Below are 23,124 nucleotides of genomic sequence, written 5' to 3' on the forward strand. Positions count from 1 at the left end.
AAAATGAACCTACAGGGCTCTATAGTAGCCTTAGTTACACCATTTAAAGACGGAAAGGTAGATGAAGCTTCATTAAGAGGGCTGATCCGCTGGCATCTTGAACAAGGAACAGATGGTATCCTGGTTCTTGGAACCACAGGAGAAGCAGTGACGCTGGAAAAAGAAGAAAGAAAAAGGGTTATGGAAATAGCCTTAGAAGAAGCTAAAGGAAAGGTCCCTCTTATCGTAGGAACTGGCACTAATAACACAGCCCGGGTTCTTGAATACACCAAGCTTGCTGAAGAAATGGGATTTGATGCAGCCCTTATCGTTACCCCTTACTACAACAAACCTACTCAAAACGGTCTTTATGCTCATTATAGCTATATCGCTAAAAGCACTAAAATTCCTATTATTCTTTATAACGTCCCAGGTAGAACCTCGGTTAATCTGCTACCTGATACCGCGGCTAAACTTGCAGAAATAGAAAACATCGTTGCCATCAAAGAAGCTTGCGGAGACATTAAGCAGATTACCGAGTTGTTGTTAAAATGCCCTAAAGACTTTATCGTCCTTTCAGGAGATGACTTTACTGCTTTGGCTACGGTTTTCTTAGGAGGCAAAGGAGTGATTTCGGTGGTAGCGAACATAACCCCTAAGGAGATGGCAACCCTTATGAAGTATGCCTTAAACGGAGATATCGCTAAGGCTAATGAACTTAATTTTTATCTTTATCCTCTTTATAAAGCTATGTTTATAGAAACCAACCCTGTTCCTGCCAAACATGCCCTCTGGTTGATGGGTAAGATTGAGACCCCCGAAGTAAGACTACCTTTGGCCGGATTAACCGAAGCCTCTGCAGAACAGGTAAAAAAACTTTTAAAAGAAAAATATAGACTTATATAAGAAGAGTTAAGAGGATGTTCCACGTGGAACATCCTCTTAACTTTGAGATTCTCTTAAAAATTAGTTTCGTTAAAACCAGATTTATGGTCTTGTACTCCTACTGCTTTTTAACCCAGCACCTTATTAGTTATGACCTTCCCTTCTTATAGACATTTATTGATTTTATACCTTAAGACGGATTTTAACGTACTTAAGTAATTCATAAAATAGGAAAATCCTTTAAGTGGCTTCACCTAAGTACATAGTGTTCCTTTTATTGTGTAAGGATTCTTTTGAGAACATAGTGTCCCTTTTATTGTGTAAAAATTTTTCCGGGAAAGGCATGGTAGTTCCCCAATTCAATTTTATTAAACCCTCTTAACTTCCTTGAGTTTAACCTCTCATTCAGTTCTTTCAAGATTAAATATAACAACCTCTCAACAGAGCCTTCATCCGGAAATACTTCTATTACCTTTATCCTCCTTTTTATCTCTTTCGCTAACCCCCTTCCCTTCAGACCCAAATATCCAAAATCCAAGTATTTCTCTTCTCCCATCAGGCTTTATCCCTAAAGCTAAATATACTGGCTCCTTTGCTACCTCATTTCGACGAATAGACAAATAAGTTCCATCTAAAAATATTGCCAAATATTCCTCTGAAAGAGCTCTTTCCCTCCAACTTTTTACTTCATCTTCAGTCACCTTTATTAACCGGGAAATGCTTTGAGGTGAATAGTATGCGCCATAAATACTTTCCAAAAACTGAGAAATTTTTCTTGTGCTTACTCCCACTGCATAAAGGGTAATAACAGTAGATGTAAGGTCTAATTCAGCCCTCCTTCTTTCAGGAAGTAGGAAGGCACGAAAAGTAAATCTCTGGTATAAAAACCGTTTGCATAATCTTCTTGATCTTCTAAATAAATCCTTCTTTCTTCAAGCATAAGGTTTTCTAAAAGGTTTTTAATAAGATTGTTGACTTCTTGCTGAAAAAGGTTTAGAATTTCTTCTATAGGTTGTTTTGTTAAAGTTTTAGTTTTTTCTTTCACGGTAGCTTCCCCTCCTTTCTGGTAGTTTTGGTTATTAAGCATTGGGGAAGCTACCATACCCTTCCCTTTCCCTCAAGGCTTTACACAATTAATGAGACACTACCGACTTGGATATCTGAGTCCGGAGGAATTTGAGGCAAGATATGAGGAAGAAAGGTTAAGGAGGGTAGCATAACCTCTACAACTTTTGGACATAAAAAATATCTTGACAAATGGGGTGCAGTACAACCTATAAAACTTTAGATTTGTTTTGTTAAATTTTATAATAAAAAATTTTTCCCATATAAGAAACTCATAATCTTTTGGTATTCTTTTTTTAAGTTATAATTATAAATTTCAGGATATATATTTTTAGCCATAAACTTTGTGGCATACAAAAATTTTAAAGTCCATAAATCAAAAGAAAAAGTATCTGAAAATTGAAAAATTGAATTTTTCTTTATAGCGTTGATCATTTGTAATTGTTTATTACTTTTAATGTTCAAAGGAGTTAATGACTTGCTGTACCACATTAAAATAACATCTGGATTAAGATAGATTAATTTCTCAATATTTAAAGTAACCGACTCTCCTTTAATGTGAGAGCAAATATTTCTTGCTCCTACTAAAGTTATCAATTCATCTACAATACTTCCCTTACATGAAGTCTGTAAGAAATTATGTTGCGCCCAACTAAAGTATACTTTTTTCTTATTTGGTATTTTAGATGATATATTCTTAAAATATTTAACTTCTCTTTGAGCATATTCGACAAGCTCTTTTGCCCGCTTTTCTGCATCCAAAAGTTTTCCAAAATCCAAAATCTCTTTATAAACATCGTCTAATTTTGTTATAAAAACTCCATAAACGGGAATTCCTAATTTTTCGAAAGTTGATATGGCATCAGTTTGGCTTGCCCAAATTATAATTAAATCTGGTTTTAAAGAAAGTACTTTTTCTATGTTTACTTTCTCCCAATTACCAACAGCAGGTATGTTCTTGTTTCTAATTCTTTCATCTAAGGAAGCATAATATTTATATGTCTCACTGTAATAGTAACCCTCTTCATAAACATTTGTAGGAATTCCTATGATTTTATGTTGCTGGTTAAGCATATAAATTCCTGTTAAAGCACTTTCAATGAGACAGACAACTCTTTCTGCAGGCTTTTTCAAAATAATGTCTTTACCTCTAAAATCTTGAACTATAATAATAGCTTCAGTAGAATTGTAAAACAAAATAACAATTAAAACTGTATAAATAAAGTATATTATCTTTTTTCTCATAATTTTATTAGACAAGTATATAATTTTTAACCCCTTTGTTTTAGAAATTAAACTCCATCCTTACCATAGCATTGAAACCAGGGTCTTGAAACTGCCATGGCATTTCATATTTCTTATCAAATATGTTATTTAACTCAAAAATTAAATTTGAATAGTATTTTTCATTTTTATAGAAAATTTTTTGCATATTAAGATTTACAGTTGCGTAATCTCCAAAATCTCTTCTACTTAACTTATCAGTGGTATCATAATATTTACCTACATACTGAATATAGAAAGAAACAGTAAAATAGTATGGAAGTTTTGCATTAAATCCAATATTTGTTATAAATTCTGGAACAAAAGGGATATCACTATTATCCTGATTTATGTCAATTCTATTATTGACTTTTGTATCTGTATAGGTAAAATTAACAAACCATTTAAATTTTTCACTTATAAAATGGTTAACTTCAAACTCTAAACCACGTGTATAGGATTTTCCAGCATTTATATCCTGAGACTGTGAAGGGTTTGTGCTTACCACATTTGTAACAACTGTATCTTTTACAATATGATAAAATCCCCTAAAGCCCAAGTTAAGATTATTAGTTAACCAAATATCTGTACCTAAATCAAAACTTAATCCTTTCTCTGGTTTAATCCCAGGATTTGGAAGCTGTCCATGTCTTCCTGGAACACCTCTGTCTTCAGGTCTTAATGTTCCACCAACAGATTTTGCTGAAGGCACAAGAAAGCTTGAACCTGCATTTGCATAAATTCCAATTTTATCAGTAATGTTATACCGTATACCAGAACTCCATAAAACTTTCTCCCAAGACTTCTCATCAACGGAAGGTTTAACTCCACTTATAAGGTCATAACTGTGTTTTGTATAGTTGTATCTTGCTCCTAATCTGAAAACCCATTTGTTATACACTATTTTTTCCTGAACATAAAAGCCAAAATTTTTTGCTTTTACATCATTTCCAATGTTTTTAACTCCGCCAATTTTTGCATAAGTTTTATAGGTTGAGTATTGTGTATCAAATCCGAAAGTAAGTAAACTTTTACCCCAGTGTTTAAAATGTAAGACAATATCAAACGGATATATGTTTTGTTTAACGCCTGCTTCTTCTCTTAAACTCAAATTAGCTGGATAATTATCTTCCTCCCAAGACCTGTGGTAGTATCTATAGCCACCTTTAACCTGAAGGTCTAAATCATTGTTGAGAGGTACTACAAAATTTAAATTTATTATATCGTATTGATGGTCATAGCCTCTATGAGGCCTACCTGTATCTCCATCATGTTTAGTATGATGAGCAAACATAGAAAGCTTTGTATCTCTCGTAAAAAAATAAGTAGTTTTAAAATAAGCCTTTATTTTCTTATATTCTGGGTCATCAATCATGCTTAACCATGAATCTTTTGTCCCGTAATTAGTGTAATCTGACTGTTCATAATTAGCTCCGATAAAAAAATTAAAGGGACCAGCATTCCCTTCGTGATAAATTCTAGCATTTATTGTTTCCCAGCTACCATAACCAAGCGAAATATTTGTAAAGGGTTTTTCTATCTTATCCTTTAAAATCAAATTAGTTGTTCCAGCTAAAGGAATTTCATTACCAGCAAAATCCATCGTCATATAATTTGGATAAAGAACAGATGCTGGACCTCTGTGAACCTCAATTCTATCAAGATAAATAAAATCAAGACTCATCGGATCAACAAAAGAATCAATTGGAAGTCCATCTAAAAGCCAGCTATTATATTTTGGACCAAGTCCTCCATAAGAACCCCAATTAGCATCGTTTCTTGAAAGAGGATTTACAAAATTACCTGGTAGATACTTTATTGCCTCTGCAAGATTCCTATTAGGAAGGTTTATTTGTTTGATTTCTTCTTTTTCTACTGCATCAACCTTATGCGTAATTTCTTGAGAAGTTTGAGGATATTTTGATTCAGTAACAACTATTTCTTTAAGTTCATAAGATGATACACTACTTTTTTCCTCTGCTTTGACTATACTGTAAAATATTAAACTAAAAATACACAGAAAAATAATCCTTAAATTTTTCATATTGATCCCCCCCATTTTTCATTTATATTCTTCTCTTCACCTTATAGGAAAGTCGTTCAACTGTATAATTTTCTCTTGTGTCTTGGCTTAGTAGATATTTTTTAAGACCTTGACTAGACTCCCTAATTCCAAATACTTTTATTTTTTGCACCAAAAAACCTAAAACTTTTCCATAATTACTTTTTTAATAAAAATTATACTTCCCAAAATTTTTTATAACAAAAATTTTATTTTTGTCAATAGTTGAAAAAACTTTTTTTTGTAGAATATAATTTTTATAATGATTAATATCTTGCGTTCATTGATTCTTGGTTTAGTTTTAATTTTTATCCTCCAAGGATGTGCTACCTTACCAAAAGAATTTAGGGAAATCCCAGTTAAAAAAGATATCACTCTATCCTTGGTCTTAAGCTCTCCTGAAATTTACCAAAACTCTCAAATACTCTGGGGCGGAAAAATTGTAAGCTGTTTAAATAAAGAAGAGCTCACTCTCTTAGAAATAGTTCAACTCCTTTGGTAGTGTCTCATTAATTGTGTAAAGACTTGAGGGAAAGGGAAGGGTATGGTAGCTTCCCCAATGCATAATAACCAAAACTACCAGAAAGGAGGGGAAGCTACCGTGAAAGAAAAAACTAAAACTTTAACAAAACAACCTATAGAAGAAATTCTAAACCTTTTTCAGCAAGAAGTCAACAATCTTATTAAAAACCTTTTAGAAAACCTTATGCTTGAAGAAAGAAGGATTTATTTAGAAGAGCAAGAAGACTATGCAAATGGTTTTTATACCAGAGATTTACTTTTCGTGCCTTCCTACTTCCTGAAAGAAGGAGGGCTGAAAAGCATTTCCCGGTTAATAAAGGTGACTGAAGATGAAGTTAAAGAACTTATTTGTCTATTCGGCGAAATGAGGTAGCAAAGGAGCCAGTATATTTAGCTTTAGGGATAAAGCCTGATGGGAGAAGAGAGATACTTGGATTTTGGATATTTGGGTCTGAAGGAGAGAGTGCCAAGAATTGGGAAAACCTTTAAGAGAGTTAAATCGGCGTGGGGTAAAGAAAGTTCAACTTTTTATTACGGATGATTTGCCTGGGATAGAAAATGCCATAAAGATGGTTTATCCAGCTTCGGAATGGCAACTTTGTGTATTACATACTGTAAGGAATTCTTTAAATAAGGTGCGGGCAAAAGATAGAGGTTTATTTGCAGAAGATTTAAAAAGGATATATAGAGCAGAAACAGAAGAAAGAGCTAAGGAGTCAACTATCAGAAAATAGGAATTAAACATGAGAGACCTCCAGAACAGGGAACTTAGAAAAAGCAGGATTAAAGAAAGTTTTTTTTCTACAAATTGCATAGATAACTCTTATAAGTTTGTTTACAACTGCTATCATAGCTTTCTTATAACTGCCAAAGTTTTTCTTCTTACGTATAAAATAGGATCTGAAGTAAAAATTCCATTTTACTACACCTACCGCCATCTGGAAAAGAACATTTCTGAGAAAGCTCGACCCTTGCTTAGATATGCTCATCTTAGCTTTATACTTACCAGATTGTTTTGTTACTGGGTCTGTGCCCGCAAACTTTATGAGCTTTTTGGCATTAGAAAATCTTTTTACGTCTCTGATTTCAGCCAAAAAGAGACTTGCAAGTTTAGAGGAAATACCTTTTATAGAGGAAATGAGCTTAATTTGTTCTTGCTGGTCTTCATCCATTTTCTCTACAAGCATCTCTTCAAGCTTTTTTATTCTTGGCTCAAGGAAAAAGAGTTTTTCGATGTAGATGATAAGAGTTTGAGAGAGATAAGGATTGTCAACCCCGATAGAGTTTTTAGCAAGGTTTATGACTTCATCGGGAGAAAAGGAAGGGGTTTTACCTTTAGGAACAGAGGATTTAATAATTTCGGAAATTTCATTTGGTTTAGCTTTTTTAAGGGTTTTAGCAGAGGGGAATTTAAGGAGTATGTTAAGGAAGGAGTGGGAGTAAATATTAAAGTGCTTTTCAGCTTCTGGGAAAAGAACAGTGAGGGCGTATTTGATTTGAGTTTTAGCTTCAGCAAGTTCATGTTTAAGTTTTTGGATAAGACGAGAAGCACTACGGAGTTCAGAGTTTTCAGGATAGGATTTAAGGAATTCAGGGTTATTAAGAGCGAAGAGTGCAAGGATTTTGGCATCTTTTGTGTCGTATTTAGAGGGGTTGTTAGCGGAGATAAATTCAAAGAATCTGTGGACGATTTTAGGGTTAAGGATGAAGGTTTGGATATCTTTTTCAACGAGGAAGCAGTAAAGGGGGATGTGGAACCTACCAGAGGATTCCATAACAACGATAGGGTCAGAGAGGGTTTTGAGAAGGTTAAAGAAATCAGAGAAGCCTTGAAGAGACATAGAGAGTTTGCCGGAGGAGAGGGTTTTAGCTTCATGGTTAAGGATGCAGAAGTGGAAGTTATCTTTAGAAATGTCAACACCGATGTAATGGGTCATGATGCTACCTCCTTTTTAAGATTTTTGTCCCTCACACCATCCTCCCGAGTAGCTGGGGCTTTGGTAGCCCAACCAACTTATCGGGTGTTGAGGGACAGAGGGACATACTCCTTAAGAGGCTCAAAGGCCTACCAAAAATGGAGTCCCTGTCCCTCTCTAACTTATAAGCTTTTGTTTTATTATACAAAACAAAATGTGTTAAACAAACCTTAACATAAAAATTGCAGGAGGGGATATTAAGATTAAGGGAAAGATGGGGTAAGGTATATCCTAAGGTAGTGAAGAAATGGGAGGATAAAGCGTATGCATTATTAACCTTTTTGAGGTATCCGAGAGAGATAAGGCAGTTTATTTATACAACTAATTAGGTTGAGAGGTTAGCGAAAGAGATAAAAAGGAGGATAAAGGTAATAGAAGTATTTCCGGATGAAGGCTCTGTTGAGAGGTTGTTATATTTAATCTTGAAAGAACTGAATGAGAGGTTAAACTCAAGGAAGTTAAGAGGGTTTAATGAAATTGAATTTGGGAACTACCATGCCTTTCCCGGAAAAATTTTTACACAATAAAAGGGACACTATGGACACAGTTATTGAAATGTCCACATCAAAAATAAGCAGGTCTTTTGTAAAATTTAAAAAGATGCTAAAATAAATAGAAAATTACTAATGAGGTGAGGTAATGAAGGTAATAGCCTTTAATGGAAGCCCGAGGAAGAAAGGTAATACCCAACAGGCGCTTGAACTTTTGGCCGAAGAACTGCTTTCCCAAGGGATAAAGACAGAAATTATTCAGGTAGGAGATAAACCTATAAGAGGATGTCTTGCCTGTTATACCTGCAGAAAAAAACAGAATGAAAGATGTGCGATAGAAGATGAGGTAAACGATTGGATACAGAAGATGAAAAAGGCTGACGGAATAGTTCTTGCTTCTCCTGTTTATTTTTCAGGAATAACAGGAACGATGAAATGTTTTTTAGATAGAGCCTTTTTGGTTTCTGGGGTTAACGGAAACCTCTTTAGGCATAAAGTAGGGGCTGCGCTTGCGGTTTGTAGAAGGGCAGGCGGAGTAGCCACTTATGACCAGCTTTTACACTACCTTACTTATGCCGAGATGGTGGTAGCTACCTCTAATTACTGGAATGGCGTGTTTGGACTCACCCCAGGTGAGGTTTTACAGGACGAAGAAGGAAGACAAATCGTAAGGGTTTTAGCTAAAAATCTGGCCTGGCTGCTTAAAACTACCCAAGGTAAAAGGTCTAAAAACCTTGCCCCTGAAAAAGAAATAAAAACCTTTACCAACTTTATCAGATAACTTGTTTAGCGGAATGTTCCACGTGGAACATAAAACTGTAAACCAAGAAAATTTAAAGGCTTTTTTAAAAAGTACTTTTTATTTTTCCAGACTCTCTGAAAAGGATCTCGAAAGGATTAGCAACCTCTGTGTGGTAAAAAAATTAGCCAAGAAAACTCATCTTTTTGCTGAAGGAGATAAAGCCACTGGGTTTTATTTAATAAAAGAGGGTTGGATTAAAATTTACAAGCTTTCTCCCGAAGGTAAGGAAATGGTAGTTCACATCTATGGACCTGGAGAAATTTTTGGAGAGATAGTACTGGCAGGGTTTGAAGAGTATCCAGTGTGGGCTCAAGCCCTTACCGAAAGCGAGGTCATTTTCTTTGAAAAAAAACTTTTTAAAAACCTAATCTCTCAATCTCCAGACCTCTGCCTTATTCTTTTAGCTACTTTTGCTTTAAAAATAAAAGAAATGCTATCTAATTTGGAAAATCTAACCTTAAAAGACGCTAAAGAAAGATTGATGAAGTTTCTTTATAAAGCCTCTGAATCGTCGCCAGATAGGGTTATAAAACTTGAGATTCCAAAGGCTCAACTGGCTCTTTTGTTAGGGATTACTCCAGAGACCCTTTCCAGGTTGTTTAAAAAACTTGAAGAAGAAGGGGTTATAAAGGTTGAAGGCAAATACATTTGGGTTAACCCAAACTCTTGTAGCTTAAACGAAGGCCGAGACTAATGGTTTAACCTTCAAGGAAGGATAACTCTAAGAGGAGGAGAAAATAAAGGATGAAAATAGCTTTTATTTGCACAGGAAATTCTGCAAGGAGTCAGATGGCAGAGGGATATGCTAAACACTTTGCTAATCTATATGGGGTTAACGTAGAGGTCTATTCTGCTGGTTCAAAACCTGAACCTGTGGTTAACCCCTTAGTCATTAAGGTCATGGCAGAGGATGGCATAGACATAACCTCTCAGTATCCTAAGTCTATAGAAGAAATCCCTTTGGCAGAGGTTGACCTGGTTATAACCCTCTGCGGAGACGCTCAAGAAACCTGCCCATATTTTCCTGCTCAAAAAAGAGAACATTGGGGGCTTGACGACCCTGCTAAAGCCAAGGGCACAGAGGAAGAAAAATTGGGATTTTTTCGTAAAATAAGAGACGAGATAAAAGAGAGGGTAAAAATTCTAATCTTTTCCTTTAAGCGTCCTTAAATCTTCTCCCATTTTTATCAAAATTTAAAAAGTTTTTAACCTTTTTTTAACCTTTTTTCTTTATTATCTTCTTCAAAATAGGTCAAAAAACCAAAAGAGGAGGTGGGCTGATGAATCAAGAATTTTTTGTAAATCTTGTAAAAAAGTCTGTAAAAGCGTGGGGAATAGAGATGTTTGATAAGGTCCCTGTACTTACTGAATTTTTTAACTACCAGAAAACCGGAGGGTTAAAAGATTTTTCCTATAAGGAATGGTATGAAAACGATTTTTTAGGTATGGTTTTAGTGATAACCGCAGAAAAAAACTTGGTGGTGAACTATGCTAAAAAGGTATATCCTCACTTTATGATAGATTTTAATTTACTTAAGGATTTAGAGCCTTTTTGTCTAAAAACTTTACAAGAACTTACACAAAGATTAACCCAAAAGGTTTTAGAGGAGTTAAACCAAACAAGCTTAAGGTTTCAGTTAAAAAAACAAGAATGCTTTAAGTCTGTGAACTCTATTCAACCTCTTTGGGGAATGTTAAACCTTTCTTTTAATTATAGAATTGCTCCTATAGGAGATTTAGGAATTTATTTTATAAGTGGTCCTAAGGAGTATCTTTCCAAAAGATATCTATCGCAAAATTCTTTCAATAGTTTTTCTTCTAAGAAAAACTATTTAGCGGCTTAAAGATTGTGGATGATAGTGGATGTTTTTTTATTAGATAGAAGATTAAAAGATATAGCTGTTAGAGTTCAACCGATTTATCATCAAGTTTTTGTAAGAGAGGCTTTTTTGCTTTTTATGCAGGATGAAAAACTTAACCTTATACCGGTAATAAACCAAGATAAATTTGTGGTAGGACAACTACAAAGAAGAAGGTTTCTTGAACATATTGTTTTAGGAAAGTATGGATATGGCATCCATCTTAACGGAAATAAAAAGGTATTAGAAATAATGGAGCCACCAGGGCTCATTCTTGATGCCTTTAATACCATAGAAGAGGCTGGTATAAAACTCCAACAGAGAAAACCTCCTGATACCTATGACGACATCATAGTGGTTGATAACAACCGATATTTTGGGGTGGTTTCTGTCTCTCTTTTAGTAGAGGCTTTAGCTCAAAAATCTCTTATGCTTGCCAAAGATGCTAATCCCCTTACCGGGCTTCCTGGAAACTGGGCCATAAAAAGTGTTATAGAAGAAAAGATAGAGAAAGGAGAGGCTTTTGAGGTAATCTATATAGACATCAACTATTTTAAACCGTTTAACGATCGCTATGGTTTTGCTAAAGGAGATGAAGTAATCATTGTCTTGGGAAAGGTGATAAAAGAGGCGGTTAGTCTCTGGAAAAACTCTTTTGTTGGGCATATAGGAGGGGATGACTTTATAGTAGTAACTTCTCCAGAAGCTTCCTTAGCAATAGCTGAAAGGATTAAGAAGGGATTTGAAGCTTTTTTGCCTGAATTTCACGGAAAGGACTACTTGGTAGGAAGATACCAGTCTAAGGACCGAGAAGGTAAAGAAAGAACTTTCCCTCTCCTTTCTCTTACCTTGTCGATAGTAAGTAGTTTGAATAGAAACATAACCTCTTATGCTCATTTAGCCTCGATTGCTTCAGAGGTTAAAGCAAAGGCTAAAGCTTTGTCTAAAGAAGCAGGAACGTCCGTAATCTTTAAAGACCGAAGAAAAGATAAGTCTGAGGAAGAAGAATTTTATGCAAGAAATAAAGCCGTTACTCATTGAGGGAAACCTTGATATTTATTTTCAACCTGTAGTCAACCTTTTTACAGGCAAAGTGTTAGGTTTTGAGGCCTTGGTTAGAGGAATAAACCAAGAGAAAAACCTTATCATCCCTCCTAATGTTCTTTTTGAGCTGGCTAAAAAAGAAGGGGTTTTGATAGAATTTGACCGCACTTGTAAAGACCTTGCTATGAAAAAATTTAAAGATTTTGGACTGGAAAAGGATTTTCTCCTTTTTCTGAATGTTAACAGCGAAACCATAGACCTTGGGCTTGCAGGAACTAATTGGATAAAAAAAAGAATCAGATATTACGGCATAAATCCTAAAGCTATAGTGGTTGAAATAAGCGAAGCCAAAATAATCCATACAGACAAACTGATTGCTTTTGCAGAAAAATACTTAAATTACGGATTTTCTATAGCCCTTGATGACTTTGGAACCAGGCATTCAAATTTGGAAAGATTGATCCGTTTAGATATTCAATATTTAAAGTTAGCTAAAACCTTTATAGAGGACCTCCCTAATGGTGAGAAAAAACAAAAACTTTTAGAGGTTATAGATATCCTTAGCCAAAAGTTAGATTTTTTAAACATTGCAGAAGGGGTAGAAACTTGGGAAGAGGCCTTATTTTTAAAACAGTACAACATTTCGTTAGCCCAAGGATATTTTTTTTCTTATCCAAATCCAAACCCAAGAGAAGCCCTATTTTTAGCAGAAAAGAAAATCAAAGAGCTAGAGTTAATAATTTCTAATAAACTGTGGTATAATACTTATGAGGGTTTACTTCCATCTTCTTGAAGGCACATCCTCTATCGTATCTTTACGGACAAAAAGAACCTTAATGGTTTCGTATTCATTAAAAGCTTCTATAACACTTTTTTCTACGTCGGCTAAAGGTTTAGAAAGCTGAAACCTAACCATCACGTCTTTAAGGTTGGTATCATGACTAAGAAGAAAAAGGGCATCCCACATGAGAATACTTGAAATCTTTGCCCCTAATTTGTTGTTAAGCACATCTCTTATGCTTTTTATATCGTCTACGCATCCAATAAGGGCTCCCATCAAATAAGGGGCAAAATAAACCCCGGAAACCAAAGTATAAAACCTAAAAATATCGGTCTCGGTTATGATACCTACGACTCTATGGGCTTTATCTACTACCGGTAGGCCCGAAACCTTGTTTTCAAGCATAATAACCGAGGCTTTCTCTATGGTTTCATCAGGATAGGTGTAGATAGGGTCTTTGGTCATAACCTCTTTAATAGGAATTTTTTTTAGTTGATCAAAAAATTCTTCAAACTTAGGGTCTTTAATCAATTCCTTAGCCTTATAGGGTAAAAGACCTTTTATGTCTGTAAGGGTTATTATTCCGGCAAGTTTGCCCTCTTTAGTAATAGGAACTTTTCTAAAAGTTTTAAAGTCTTCTAAAAGCTTAAAAGCCTTTTCTAAGGTTTCGTTTTCTTCTAAAGTTACTACGTTTTCTGTCATCCAATCTTTAACCAGCATTTTATCCTCCTTTTGTGCTAAAATTTTAAAACCTGTGCTATATAATTTCTATTATAGAAGGTTTGTAAATGAAATCAAGGGTAATTTGAGGTTATTCTTTTAGTTTGAAAGAATAAGGGAATTTTGGAGAATCTTATTCAGAAAAGAGTATTTTTAGCTGGGGAAAATTATCTAAAAGTAAAAAGAGGTTCTCATAGGAAGGGGAAAGCTTAGCTTCGTTTAGTTCAAAGTGTACTATAGCATCAGGATAATGCAATTGGAGTTTTATAGGTAATGCGTTTTTTTCCTCTCTGTTTAAAAAGTTTTTCAAAAATTCTAAAAACTGTTGGTTAATCAGATTAGAAGGAATAATAAGTTTGAGTACCCCTTCTTTAAACAGCTTGAAATCGTTGATAGGAGCAAGGTCCTCTACTAAAAGGGTTAACGATTCTTCGTCTTTATCTACGGTAAGGCGTACCCAAAGGATGGCTCCTTCGTTTAAAACGGAAAAGTTTTGTTTATATAAGTCTGGAAAAATCAGTGCTCTTGCCGAAGAAAACTCATCTTCTATCCTAAGGATAGCCATCTTGTCCCCGTTTTTGGTCTGTTTAAGCTTTACTTCAGAAACCAACCCAAGCAAAATTAACCGAGAGCCATCTTCTACTTGGGAAATATTTTCTAAATTATAGGGGGTAAAAATGTCTATCCAAGGGCGAAGTCTTTTTATTGGGTGGTCTGTAAGGTAGAATCCTAAGGCTTCTTTTTCAAAAGCAAGTTTAGTGTCTAAATCCCATTCTGGAACTTCTTCTAAGGTATAAGAAGTGGCTGGATTTAAAAGGGTGGCTTGCCCAAATAAAGAAGAAAACTTGTTTTGAGAGGTAAAAGAAAGAACTGAAGGTAGGTTGTGCATAAGTTTTGCTCTGTTTGGTTCTATGCTGTCAAAAGCTCCGGCCTTTATAAGGGCTTCTATGGTTTTTCGATTGGCCTTTTTGGTGTCTACCTTGTTGCAGAAATCCAGAAAAGAACGGTAAGGTCGTTTATTGATGATTTCGTTTACTGCTTCTTCCCCTACATTTTTTACGGCTTGAAGTCCTATACGTATAGCCCCTTTCTCTACTGAGAAACCTATTTCACTTAGGTTTATATCAGGAGGAAGTATGGAGATACCCATTTCAGTAGCTACTGAGATGTATTTACTTACTTCTTCGCTTTTGTTAGCTTCGTAAGTAAGAATAGAAGCTATAAAATAAACAGGATAATGAGCTTTTAAATAGGCGGTCTGATAAGCTACCAAGGCATAGGCTGCAGAGTGACTCTTGTTAAATCCGTAGTCAGCAAATTTTTCTATCAGGTCAAAAACCGTCTTAGCAGTATTTTCTGGTATCCCTCTTTCTACAGACCTTCTAACAAACTCTTCTTTTAAACTTTCCATCAATTCTTTTTCTTTTTTTCCGATGGCGCGTCTGAGAAGGTCTGCTTCTCCGAGGCTATAACCTGCCATCACTTGGGCTATTTGCATGACCTGTTCTTGATAAACAATGACTCCGTAGGTCTCTTTAAGGATCGGTTCTAAAAGAGGATGAGGATATTCGGGCTTTCTTCTACCATGTTTAGTCTCTATATATTGGTCTACCAAACCACCTTCTAAAGGTCCTGGACGATAGAGGGCTAAAACCGCTATTAGGTCGTTAAAATCAGAAGGTTTAAGCCTTCTTAAAAGGTCTTTCATCCCTTGAGATTCTAACTGAAACACTCCGTCAGTTTCTCCAGCTCTCAGTAATTCAAAGGTTTTGGGATCATCAAGCGGTATCTGGTTTAAATCTATTTCTATCCCTTCGTATTTTTGGATAAGTTTAAGGGTTTTGTCTATGATGGTAAGGGTTTTAAGCCCTAAAAAATCAAACTTAATAAGGCCAACGGTTTCACAGGCCTTCATGTCAAACTGGACTAAAATTTCGTTTTCTTCTCCTTTCATCAAAGGGGCTACTTCTATGATCGATTTTCCTGAGATGATAACTCCGGCTGCATGCTGACTTGCATGTCTCGGAAGGCCTTCTAATCTTTTAGCCAGTGTAAAAAGTTTTTTAATCTCTTCGTTTTTTTGCATAAGTTCTTGAAATTCTGGTCTTTCAAGCTCTTTTTCTAAAGACACATCAGGTCCTGCGCTTATCATTTTAGCGATAGGGTCTATTTCTTTAGGTTTAAACCCTAAGACTCTGCCTACGTCTCTTACCACCTGTTTAGCTTTTAACTGACCAAAGGTTGCAATTTTAGCGATGTAGTCTTTTCCGTAGGTTTGGGCTACATATTCTATAACTTCATCTCTTCTTTCCATACAAAAATCAACGTCTATATCAGGAAGGCTTGGACGTTCTTTGTTTAAAAATCTTTCAAAAAGAAGCCCCCATCTTATAGGATCAAGGTTGGTAATCCCTAAGGCATAAGAGGTAAGGGCACCTGCTGCAGACCCTCTTCCTGGACCGACTGGTATTCCTTTTGACCGTGCCCACTCTATGAAGTCAGAAACGATAAGAAAGTAGCTGGCATATCCTTTTTCGATGATAACCTCTAATTCTTGTTCTAATCTCTGACGATAAACCTCTTTGTCCGCAGCCAGTTGGTTTCTTTGTTCTAATTCTAAAAGCCTTTTTTCAAGACCTTCTCTTGCCTTTTTAGCAAACCAATCTTCTGCAGTCTCCCCTTCAGGGATTTTAGCCTTTGGGAAAAGGACCTCTCCGGTTTTAAGCTCTAAGTTAACTTTTTCAAAGACCTCTAAGGTATTGGTAATGACCTCAGCCGGCAGGTCCTTAAACCTTTCTCTCATTTCCTCTGCACTTGCTAAATAAAGCTTATCGGTGTTAAACTTAAACCGGTCTGGGTCAGAAAGCTTGTGTCCTGTTTGGATGCAGAGTAACACCTCATGGGCTAAGGCATCTTCTTTATCTAAGTAATGACAGTCTGCGGTAGCTACACATTTTATGTTAAGGCTTTCGGCTATATCTAAAATTTTTTGATTACAAATCTCTTGTTCTGGCAGGTCGTTTCTTTGGACTTCAAGGTAAAAATCCTCTTTAAACAATTCTTTAAACCATTTGGCTACTTCTACTGCTTTGTCTGTTTGATTAAACAAAAGGAGTTTAGGAATTTCTCCTTCCAAACAGGCTGAAAGGGCTATCAATCCTTCATGATGTTTGGCTAAAAGTTCTTTATCTATCCTTGGTCTGTAGTAAAAACCTTCTAAATAAGCCAGAGAGGCAAGCTTAAGTAAATTTTTATAGCCTATCTCGTTTTTAGCCAAAAGGACTAAGTGATGCCCCGCCTCACCCCGTTTGGATACCTTTTTATCAACTCGGGAGTTTTCTGCTACATAAAACTCGCATCCGATGATAGGTTTTAGTCCTGCATCTTTTAGAGCTTTGTAAAAATGAATAATCCCATATAAGGTTCCATGGTCGGTGATAGCACATCCAGGAAGATTATAGTCTAAAAGTCTTTTAACTAAATCTTTAATCCTTATAGCACCGTCAAGCAGGCTCCATTCAGTATGAAGATGAAGGTGGACAAATTCTCCCATAGGTTTTCCAAAATGGTTGAGTTTTATTCATTTGGGGTTAAAAAGAGTTGGTTTAAGTCTAAAGGTCTTTGTCCAAGTTCTTTGTCTAAATAAAATAAAGCTTGAGGGTCGTTTTTGATAAGCTTAAGCTTAGAGAGGATAGACTTAAAAGAGGCTTCTTCCTCTACCTGCTCGTTTACAAACCACTGAAGGAAATTATCTGTAGCATAGTCTTCAAGTTTTTTAGCTAAACTAACCAGTTGATTGATCCTTTTGGTAACCTCTTTTTCATGGTTATAAGCAAACTCAAAAACCTCTTCAGGAGACTTCCAGTTGGTAGGAGGGGCAGGAATTTCTTGTAAAACTACCTTTCCGTCTCTTTCTATAAGAAACTTATAGAACTTCATCGCATGCATAAACTCTTCAGCGGTTTGGGCTTTCATCCATTTAGAAAAACCTTCTAAACCTAAATCGTCAAAATAGGCCGCCATAGAAAGATAAAGGTAGCCTGAATAGATTTCCCACTTAATTTGTTCGTTTAAAGCTGCTTCGATTTCTTTTTTCATGGTTATTCCTCCTTTTTAAGTTTTTCTCAATCTTATGGCAAAAAAGCCGTCTAAGCCATGTTTATGCGGATAGGTTTTTAAGTATTTACCTTCTAAACAAAGCTCTTTTACTTTTTCTGGACAGGTTCGGCTAAGCACTTTAAGAGGGTCTTCTATCACAAACTCAGGATGAGATTGTAAAAACTTTTGCATTACCTCTTCGTTTTCTTCTGGTTCTAAACTGCAGGTTGCATATACCATTATACCACCTTTTTTAAGAAAAGGAGATAAACCTTCAAGTAGTCTAAGCTGTCTTTCTGGAATCTTCAAAAAATCTTCTTCTGTTCGAGCCCATTTTATGTCTGGATGTTTTCTTATTACCCCTGTCCCTGTGCAAGGAGCATCTATCAAAATACGGTCAAAAAGAGGGGGTTTAATTTCGTTAAGTTTTTCTACTACATCACCAACAAAAACCTGGGGGAGTTTTAACCCTAATCTTTGAAAATTTTCTTTAAGTTTTTCAATCCTCCATTCATAAAGGTCAAAAGCCCAAATGGTGCCTTTATCCTGCATAAGTTCAGCTAAATGGGTAGTTTTCCCTCCAACCCCTGCACAAGCGTCAAGCACTCTTTCTCCAGGCCTTGGATTTAAAAGGTAACTTACCAGCTGACTGGCTGAGTCTTGAACACTTATCCAGCCGAAATGATAAGGTTTGAGCTCGGTAACTTTACCTCTAAAACCTTCAAGCACAATCCCTGAAGGGGTATAAGGACAAGCCTTAGCTTCTGGTACTTGGTCTTTTTGTAGATAAATCAAAAGATTGTCACGAGAGACTTTTAAGAGATTAACCCGTATTACTAAGGCAGGTCTTTCATTACTGGCTTTAAGTAAAACCTCGGTTTCTTTTTCTCCAAACCTTTTAAGCCATCTTTTTACCAACCACTCAGGAAAAGAATGCTTAACCGAAAGATAATAAATTTTATTAAAATCAGGTGGTTCAGGCAAACAGTTTTTGTTTTCAAGTAGTTTATGTAAAATGGCGTTTACCAGGCCTCTTATCCATTCTCCTCTTTTTCTTTGAGAGAGTATTTTTAGACCTTCTGCTATGGCTACCTTTTCTGGTATACGAGTATATAACAGTTGATACGCACCTAAACGTAGAAGATTTCTTACTTCTGGGTCCATTTTATCTAAGGGATGTTCAGAAAACCTTGCGATAAGAAAATCAAGATAATAGAGATGTCTAACAACCCCGTTTACCAGTTCACCTACCAAAGCTCTATCTCTTTCGTCTGGTAAAACACTTTTAGTTAAAACCTGGGAGAGGACTTCATCTAAAAGAGGTTTTCCTTTTTCCCAACGAATAAGCACCTTTAAGGCTACGGCACGAGGGTTAGTTTTGGGTAGTCTTGGCATATTGTTTCCCTTTTTAAAAAATTTTAAAGTTTTATGTCCACTGAAGGGCCATCTGTTTTAAGGTAAAAAGACGATCCCTCAATACTGCTGCTTTTTCAAACTCATAGTTTTTAGCTGCTTCTTTCATCTCTTTTTCAACTCTTGCTATTTCTTTTTGTAAATCTTCAAGGCTTTCAAAGACTTCAGAAACTTCAATCACTTTTTCTAAGTTTACAAAGTCTGCTTCTACCATCCGCATCAAAGGGTCATCTAAGGATTTTACCACGGTTTGAGGAATGATACCATGCCGTTGGTTGTATTCTTCTTGCAGTTTTCTTCTACGCTCAGTTTCTTTTACAGCTTTTTCTATAGCTGGGGTAATCGTTTGAGCATAGAGTATGGCTGTGCCGTTGACGTTTCTTGACGTCCTTCCTATCATCTGGATAAGACTTCTTTCAGAACGTAAAAAGCCTTCTTTATCGGCGTCTAAAATAGCGATAAGCGAAACCTCAGGCAGGTCTAAGCCTTCTCTTAAAAGGTTTATACCTATTAGCACATCATAGACCCCTCTACGCAAATCTCTTATAATCTTTGCTCTTTCAAGGGTTTTTAAATCAGAGTGCATATAACAGGCTTTGATACCAAGATTTTGATAATACTCGGTAAGTTCCTCAGCCATACGTTTAGTAAGGGTACAAACAAGGACTCGCTCGTTTCTTTCTGCCCGTTTTTTTATCTCAAAAAACAGGTCTTCTACTTGATTTTCAGAGTTTTTTATCTCTACCTTGGGGTCAAGAAGCCCTGTAGGACGGATGATTTGTTCGATAACCCTTCCTTGAGCCTTTTCTATCTCATAATCTCCTGGGGTAGCCGATACATAGATTACCTGATTAACCCTTTCTTCGAACTCTTCAAACGTCAAAGGACGGTTATCAAGGGCTGACGGCAATCTAAAACCATATTCTACCAAAGTCTCCTTTCTACTACGGTCTCCCCGGTACATGCCTCTTAGTTGAGGGATGGTTATATGGCTTTCATCTATAAAAATTAAGAAATCATCTGGGAAATAATCAAGCAAGGTATAAGGAGGTTCTCCGGGTTTTCTGCCGTCTAAATATCGGCTGTAGTTTTCGATCCCTTTACAATATCCTACTTCTTGTAAAAGCTCTAAGTCATATAAAGTCCTTTTTTCAAGCCTTTCTGCATAAAGAAACTGCCCTTGAGCTTTAAACCACTCAACCCTCTCTTTCAATTCTTTTTTTATTTCTTCTATAGCGACCTTTAGTTTATCTTCTGAGGTTACATAATGAGTAGCCGGAAAAATGAGCAGTTCGTTTACTTTCCCCAAAACTTTACCTCTAAAAGGGTCTATAATCTTTATCTCTTCTATTTCGTTTCCCCAGAGAGAAATCCTTACTGCCCGTTTTTCTTCGTTGGAAGGAAAAATTTCTATAATGTCTCCTCTTACCCTAAAGGTAGACCTGGTAAACTCAAGGTCAGTCCTTTCATAATGCATCGTAACCAAAGCCCTTAGCAACTCATCTCTTGAAATGGTCTGACCACGTCTTAGATAAAGGTGTTTCTGAAAATATTCATGAGGAGAACCTAATCCATAAATACAAGAAACGCTGGCTACAACAATCACATCCCTTCTCGAAAGCACAGCAGCCGTGGCAGAATGTCTTAAACGGTCTATCAATTCGTTGATAGAAGCGTCTTTTTCTATATAAGTATCGGTAACCGGCACATATGCCTCTGGCTGATAATAATCATAATAAGATACGAAATATTCTACCGCATTTTCAGGAAAAAGTCTTTTAAACTCATTATAAAGCTGGGCTGCTAAGGTTTTGTTAGGGGCTATAATCAAGGTAGGTTTACCTACCTGAGCTATGACGTTAGCCATCGTAAAGGTTTTACCAGAACCGGTAACCCCTAAAAGAACCTGATGTTTTATCCCTTGTTCTATGCCTTCTACCAGCGTTCTTATGGCTTTAGGCTGGTCTCCCTTAGGCTCGACCTCAGCCTTTAAACTAAAGTTTGCCTTCTTTCCTCCCATGCTTTTTTGCTTAACCTCCTTTTATCAAAAAGCTTCCATCACATCTTTCGTTAAGCTCAAACTCTGGTAACCCTTCCCGACAGGTGGCAAAACTAACCTCGTTTATTTCCTTAACCTTTTGATAAAGCCTTTTTATCAAACCTCTTCTTAATTCTTCGGGAAGATAAACTCCTCCCTTTTTTTTCTCTCCCAATTTTACATAAAGGGTCTTTAACCTTCTTGCTTGCTCAGGGAAAGCTTTGGTTAAACGGTTAAAAGATTGAGGTTTAGCTTTGTAGGTGCTGGTTACCACATGTTTTACAAAGGGTAAAACCTCGGTTAAAAGCTCTAAGCTTTCATCTTCGTTAATTCCTGGGATAATAGGGTCTATCCTTGCGATCGTAGGTATACCAGCCTTATATAGGGTTTTTAAAGCCAAAAGCCTTTCTTCAAAAGGGGGAGCCCATGGCTCAAGTTTTTTTTGATAATCCTTGGTAGTAAAGGTTATGGCGACTGCTACCTTGAGTTTCTTTAAAAGGTCTAAATCCCTAAGAATTAAGTTAGATTTGGTAATGATAAGTAGGTTTAAAGGAAGACCTAAGATCAGTTTTAAAAAACTTCGAGTAAGTTTATAAGTTTTCTCTAAAGGTTGATATGGGTCTGAAGAATTAGAAAGAGAGATAAGACTACCTGGAGGAAGCTTTAACAACTCTTTTTTTACTTTTTTTAAAAAATCTTTCTTTGGGCGAGGAGAATAAAAATCCTTGATAAAAGAGCTTGCATAACAATAAAGACATCCGTGTCCACATCCAGTATAGGGATTTAAAGAATATTTAGGCGGACAAGTACAAACCGGGGATTGCCAGGGGTCAAAAAGAGAGATATAGGACATATGATTAAATATAAGCAAACTACTTTAAAATTCAACCTAAGGCTTATCTCATCAGGTCTATGCTTTAGGGTTAGATGGTTTTAAGCAATTTTTGCAGTTTTTGCATCGATTGCAAAAAACGGGTATACCAAAATATGTCATATAAAATAATACTTCTTTAAATAGGCAAGCTTTATACCCAATCTATAAAAAGAAAAATCAGGCATAAATTTTGATATTTTTATTTAGCAAAATAAAACCAACATAGGAGGTTGGGCCATGAAAAAAGCATTAGGCTTATTGACCGCTTTAGCACTTTTTGTCTCTCCTGTTTGGGCAGCAGGAGAAGGCACCTCGCCAGAGGTTGCCAAAGGTAATGCTACTGAGCAAAAGGTAGAGAAAAAAGCCAAGAAAAAAGCCGTTAAAAAGGCTTGCAAAAAGGCAGAAAATAAAGGGGCTACTCCAGATAAAACCACTCAGCCTGCTGGGGGCAAGAAAAAAGTAGAAGGCTGCTAAAAGAGTAGAAAACTTAGTAAAAATTGGTGATAGAAGGGCTGCCGAGAGGCAGCCCGATCTTTTCTAAAGCTTTTTCCAAGGTCTTAAAGCATAAATTCCCAAAACTATATTTTTGACTCCTAACCTTAAGATTTTTCGAATTTTGATAAATTCTGTAAAAACACTTTTTTATATAAAAGGCGGTTTTTTTACGAGTCGTCAAGATAAAGGAAAAACTCCATCCTCAGGTCCATAATAGAAGGCTTCAACTAGCTGAGGAAAGAATTTTGCTTTCCTGTATAAGAACGATTATGGGCATAATGGCTTTTGGTTTTGTGATAGAAAGGTTTGCTATTTTTGTCTTCTGACGATAGCGGTTTTTTAAATCGTCTATGTTCTTTATAATATTGTGTTAAAGATTTATAAGGCGGTGTGGGATAGGGCTATCTGGTTAAGCTAAATAAAAAGACTTATTGACATAAACATAGGGTGTGGTAAAAGTTAGGCATAAAAGGCTGGATGTAAGGGAAGAGGGGTGAAAATCCCCCGCTGCCCCGCAGCCGTGACCGGGGACGAAAGCCGCTTGTCCGCATCGTTTGCGGATGGGGAAGGAGGTCCCAAGTAGGTTAAAAACCCAAAAGGAGGCTTCCTTCTCTGGGCTAAGAGCCTTTTTGTTTAAAAGCTCTTAGCCGACAGACCACTGGTGCCGAAAGGCACCGGGAAGGTGCGGCGAGTAGGTTGATCCGGAAGCCGGAAGACCTATCCAGCCTTTAAAAAACCTCGAGGGGGGTAAAACCAT

At 36.3% G+C, this 23,124-nt stretch carries 24 protein-coding genes, 2 pseudogenes and 1 riboswitch; of the genes and pseudogenes, 14 read left to right on the top strand and 12 right to left on the bottom strand.

All coding sequences use genetic code 11. The annotated features are described in order from the left end of the window. Nucleotides 1-3 precede the first annotated feature (3 nt). Entirely contained in the window at nt 4-885 is an 882-nt protein-coding gene (gene dapA / locus F1847_RS08765) for a 4-hydroxy-tetrahydrodipicolinate synthase (protein WP_150072669.1), read from the top strand. A 292-nt stretch (nt 886-1,177) separates the two neighbouring features. Here dapA and F1847_RS09590 read toward each other — a convergent pair whose 3' ends face one another. From F1847_RS09590 to F1847_RS08790, 5 genes and pseudogenes are all read right to left on the bottom strand, one after another. After that, nucleotides 1,178-1,420 carry a transposase gene (locus F1847_RS09590; RefSeq protein WP_150071512.1) on the bottom strand — a complete coding sequence of 81 codons (243 nt, stop codon included), beginning with the start codon at nt 1,418-1,420 and terminating at the stop codon, nt 1,178-1,180. After that, nucleotides 1,314-1,673 (bottom strand): annotated as a pseudogene (locus tag F1847_RS08775) (transposase); the annotation flags it as partial. The gene F1847_RS09590 and the pseudogene F1847_RS08775, both read right to left, overlap by 107 nt. Before the next feature lie 14 nt (nt 1,674-1,687). Next, nucleotides 1,688-1,966, bottom strand: a complete 279-nt coding sequence (locus F1847_RS08780; RefSeq protein WP_150072670.1) for a hypothetical protein — start codon at nt 1,964-1,966, stop codon at nt 1,688-1,690. A 203-nt stretch (nt 1,967-2,169) separates the two neighbouring features. Continuing rightward, a complete protein-coding gene (locus F1847_RS08785; RefSeq protein ID WP_150072671.1) occupies nt 2,170-3,189 on the bottom strand; it encodes an ABC transporter substrate-binding protein in 1,020 nt (339 codons plus the stop codon). Between the two features lie 25 nt (nt 3,190-3,214). Further along, nucleotides 3,215-5,236, bottom strand: coding sequence for a TonB-dependent siderophore receptor (locus tag F1847_RS08790; protein WP_168194315.1), 2,022 nt, complete (start codon nt 5,234-5,236; stop codon nt 3,215-3,217). Between the two features lie 280 nt (nt 5,237-5,516). Here F1847_RS08790 and F1847_RS09595 point away from each other — a divergent pair, with 280 nt between their 5' ends. The 4 genes from F1847_RS09595 to F1847_RS08810 are packed head-to-tail and all read left to right on the top strand — an operon-like array spanning nt 5,517 to nt 6,510. Continuing rightward, entirely contained in the window at nt 5,517-5,756 is a 240-nt protein-coding gene (locus tag F1847_RS09595; RefSeq protein WP_150072673.1) for a Slp family lipoprotein, read from the top strand. A 42-nt stretch (nt 5,757-5,798) separates the two neighbouring features. Further along, nucleotides 5,799-6,149 carry a hypothetical protein gene (locus F1847_RS08800; protein ID WP_150071514.1) on the top strand — a complete coding sequence of 117 codons (351 nt, stop codon included), beginning with the start codon at nt 5,799-5,801 and terminating at the stop codon, nt 6,147-6,149. Further along, nucleotides 6,125-6,265, top strand: coding sequence for a transposase (locus F1847_RS09600; protein WP_150072674.1), 141 nt, complete (start codon nt 6,125-6,127; stop codon nt 6,263-6,265). Before F1847_RS08800 ends, F1847_RS09600 begins: the two co-directional genes overlap by 25 nt. Further along, a complete protein-coding gene (locus F1847_RS08810; RefSeq protein ID WP_150072675.1) occupies nt 6,250-6,510 on the top strand; it encodes a transposase in 261 nt (86 codons plus the stop codon). Before F1847_RS09600 ends, F1847_RS08810 begins: the two co-directional genes overlap by 16 nt. Before the next feature lie 3 nt (nt 6,511-6,513). On the opposite strand, the gene F1847_RS08815 is transcribed toward F1847_RS08810, so the two are convergent. Continuing rightward, entirely contained in the window at nt 6,514-7,713 is a 1,200-nt protein-coding gene (locus F1847_RS08815; RefSeq protein WP_150071129.1) for an IS110 family transposase, read from the bottom strand. On the opposite strand from F1847_RS08815, the gene F1847_RS08820 reads away from it, so the two are divergent. The 8 genes and pseudogenes from F1847_RS08820 to F1847_RS08860 all read left to right on the top strand — a co-directional run bounded on the left by F1847_RS08820 (nt 7,669) and on the right by F1847_RS08860 (nt 12,741). Then, nucleotides 7,669-7,926, top strand: coding sequence for a hypothetical protein (locus tag F1847_RS08820; protein WP_150071130.1), 258 nt, complete (start codon nt 7,669-7,671; stop codon nt 7,924-7,926). The genes F1847_RS08815 and F1847_RS08820 overlap by 45 nt on opposite strands. A 65-nt stretch (nt 7,927-7,991) precedes the next feature. Further along, nucleotides 7,992-8,279, top strand: a pseudogene (locus tag F1847_RS09605) (transposase). Nucleotides 8,280-8,391: 112 nt separating this feature from the next. Next, a complete protein-coding gene (locus tag F1847_RS08835; RefSeq protein ID WP_150072677.1) occupies nt 8,392-9,024 on the top strand; it encodes a flavodoxin family protein in 633 nt (210 codons plus the stop codon). Nucleotides 9,025-9,046: 22 nt separating this feature from the next. After that, complete coding sequence (locus F1847_RS08840) at nt 9,047-9,739, top strand: Crp/Fnr family transcriptional regulator (RefSeq protein WP_168194318.1); 693 nt, start codon at nt 9,047-9,049, stop codon at nt 9,737-9,739. Nucleotides 9,740-9,789: 50 nt separating this feature from the next. Then, nucleotides 9,790-10,215, top strand: a complete 426-nt coding sequence (locus F1847_RS08845; protein WP_150072679.1) for an arsenate reductase ArsC — start codon at nt 9,790-9,792, stop codon at nt 10,213-10,215. A 110-nt stretch (nt 10,216-10,325) separates the two neighbouring features. Continuing rightward, nucleotides 10,326-10,889 (top strand): hypothetical protein, encoded by a 564-nt coding sequence (locus F1847_RS08850; RefSeq protein WP_150072680.1) that lies wholly within the window; start codon nt 10,326-10,328, stop codon nt 10,887-10,889. Nucleotides 10,890-10,898: 9 nt separating this feature from the next. After that, nucleotides 10,899-11,945 carry a GGDEF domain-containing protein gene (locus F1847_RS08855; RefSeq protein ID WP_150072681.1) on the top strand — a complete coding sequence of 349 codons (1,047 nt, stop codon included), beginning with the start codon at nt 10,899-10,901 and terminating at the stop codon, nt 11,943-11,945. Then, nucleotides 11,917-12,741 (top strand): EAL domain-containing protein, encoded by an 825-nt coding sequence (locus F1847_RS08860; RefSeq protein WP_150072682.1) that lies wholly within the window; start codon nt 11,917-11,919, stop codon nt 12,739-12,741. The genes F1847_RS08855 and F1847_RS08860 overlap by 29 nt, the downstream gene beginning before the upstream one ends. On the opposite strand, the gene F1847_RS08865 is transcribed toward F1847_RS08860, so the two are convergent. The 6 genes from F1847_RS08865 to F1847_RS08890 all read right to left on the bottom strand — a co-directional run bounded on the left by F1847_RS08865 (nt 12,724) and on the right by F1847_RS08890 (nt 21,869). Continuing rightward, the gene (locus tag F1847_RS08865; protein WP_150072683.1) at nt 12,724-13,449 is read right to left on the bottom strand and encodes a CBS domain-containing protein; all 726 of its coding nucleotides are present in this window, start codon (nt 13,447-13,449) and stop codon (nt 12,724-12,726) included. The two genes, F1847_RS08860 and F1847_RS08865, sit on opposite strands and share 18 nt — an antisense overlap. Nucleotides 13,450-13,582: 133 nt before the next feature. Further along, entirely contained in the window at nt 13,583-17,002 is a 3,420-nt protein-coding gene (gene dnaE / locus F1847_RS08870) for a DNA polymerase III subunit alpha (RefSeq protein ID WP_150072684.1), read from the bottom strand. A 23-nt stretch (nt 17,003-17,025) separates the two neighbouring features. Beyond that, nucleotides 17,026-17,547 carry a ferritin gene (locus tag F1847_RS08875; RefSeq protein WP_150072685.1) on the bottom strand — a complete coding sequence of 174 codons (522 nt, stop codon included), beginning with the start codon at nt 17,545-17,547 and terminating at the stop codon, nt 17,026-17,028. Between the two features lie 15 nt (nt 17,548-17,562). After that, on the bottom strand, nt 17,563-18,942 hold the full coding sequence (gene rsmB / locus F1847_RS08880; protein WP_150072686.1) for a 16S rRNA (cytosine(967)-C(5))-methyltransferase RsmB: 1,380 nt from the start codon (nt 18,940-18,942) through the stop codon (nt 17,563-17,565). A 31-nt stretch (nt 18,943-18,973) separates the two neighbouring features. Beyond that, nucleotides 18,974-20,980, bottom strand: a complete 2,007-nt coding sequence (gene uvrB, locus F1847_RS08885) for an excinuclease ABC subunit UvrB (RefSeq protein WP_150072687.1) — start codon at nt 20,978-20,980, stop codon at nt 18,974-18,976. Nucleotides 20,981-20,990: 10 nt separating this feature from the next. Next, nucleotides 20,991-21,869 carry a radical SAM protein gene (locus F1847_RS08890; RefSeq protein ID WP_240702798.1) on the bottom strand — a complete coding sequence of 293 codons (879 nt, stop codon included), beginning with the start codon at nt 21,867-21,869 and terminating at the stop codon, nt 20,991-20,993. A 240-nt stretch (nt 21,870-22,109) separates the two neighbouring features. Here F1847_RS08890 and F1847_RS08895 point away from each other — a divergent pair, with 240 nt between their 5' ends. Beyond that, complete coding sequence (locus F1847_RS08895) at nt 22,110-22,346, top strand: hypothetical protein (protein WP_150072689.1); 237 nt, start codon at nt 22,110-22,112, stop codon at nt 22,344-22,346. Between the two features lie 479 nt (nt 22,347-22,825). Next, nucleotides 22,826-23,107: riboswitch (cobalamin riboswitch) on the top strand. The last annotated feature ends 17 nt before the right edge of the window (nt 23,108-23,124 follow it).

It is taken from the genome of Thermodesulfobacterium sp. TA1 (genome assembly GCF_008630935.1).
Taxonomy (GTDB): Bacteria; Desulfobacterota; Thermodesulfobacteria; order Thermodesulfobacteriales; family Thermodesulfobacteriaceae; genus Thermodesulfobacterium.

Bases quoted from the DNA above. Each gene is read 5' to 3' on its own strand.
- dapA (WP_150072669.1), top strand. From the start codon at position 4: ATGAACCTACAGGGCTCTATAGTAGCCTTAGTTACACCATTTAAAGAC.
- F1847_RS09590 (WP_150071512.1), bottom strand. From the start codon at position 1,420: ATGGGAGAAGAGAAATACTTGGATTTTGGATATTTGGGTCTGAAGGGA.
- F1847_RS08780 (WP_150072670.1), bottom strand. From the start codon at position 1,966: ATGGTAGCTTCCCCAATGCTTAATAACCAAAACTACCAGAAAGGAGGG.
- F1847_RS08790 (WP_168194315.1), bottom strand. From the start codon at position 5,236: ATGAAAAATTTAAGGATTATTTTTCTGTGTATTTTTAGTTTAATATTT.
- F1847_RS09595 (WP_150072673.1), top strand. From the start codon at position 5,517: ATGATTAATATCTTGCGTTCATTGATTCTTGGTTTAGTTTTAATTTTT.
- F1847_RS08800 (WP_150071514.1), top strand. From the start codon at position 5,799: ATGGTAGCTTCCCCAATGCATAATAACCAAAACTACCAGAAAGGAGGG.
- F1847_RS08815 (WP_150071129.1), bottom strand. From the start codon at position 7,713: ATGACCCATTACATCGGTGTTGACATTTCTAAAGATAACTTCCACTTC.
- F1847_RS08835 (WP_150072677.1), top strand. From the start codon at position 8,392: ATGAAGGTAATAGCCTTTAATGGAAGCCCGAGGAAGAAAGGTAATACC.
- F1847_RS08845 (WP_150072679.1), top strand. From the start codon at position 9,790: ATGAAAATAGCTTTTATTTGCACAGGAAATTCTGCAAGGAGTCAGATG.
- F1847_RS08850 (WP_150072680.1), top strand. From the start codon at position 10,326: ATGAATCAAGAATTTTTTGTAAATCTTGTAAAAAAGTCTGTAAAAGCG.
- F1847_RS08855 (WP_150072681.1), top strand. From the start codon at position 10,899: ATGATAGTGGATGTTTTTTTATTAGATAGAAGATTAAAAGATATAGCT.
- F1847_RS08860 (WP_150072682.1), top strand. From the start codon at position 11,917: ATGCAAGAAATAAAGCCGTTACTCATTGAGGGAAACCTTGATATTTAT.
- F1847_RS08865 (WP_150072683.1), bottom strand. From the start codon at position 13,449: ATGCTGGTTAAAGATTGGATGACAGAAAACGTAGTAACTTTAGAAGAA.
- dnaE (WP_150072684.1), bottom strand. From the start codon at position 17,002: ATGGGAGAATTTGTCCACCTTCATCTTCATACTGAATGGAGCCTGCTT.
- F1847_RS08875 (WP_150072685.1), bottom strand. From the start codon at position 17,547: ATGAAAAAAGAAATCGAAGCAGCTTTAAACGAACAAATTAAGTGGGAA.
- rsmB (WP_150072686.1), bottom strand. From the start codon at position 18,942: ATGCCAAGACTACCCAAAACTAACCCTCGTGCCGTAGCCTTAAAGGTG.
- uvrB (WP_150072687.1), bottom strand. From the start codon at position 20,980: ATGGGAGGAAAGAAGGCAAACTTTAGTTTAAAGGCTGAGGTCGAGCCT.
- F1847_RS08895 (WP_150072689.1), top strand. From the start codon at position 22,110: ATGAAAAAAGCATTAGGCTTATTGACCGCTTTAGCACTTTTTGTCTCT.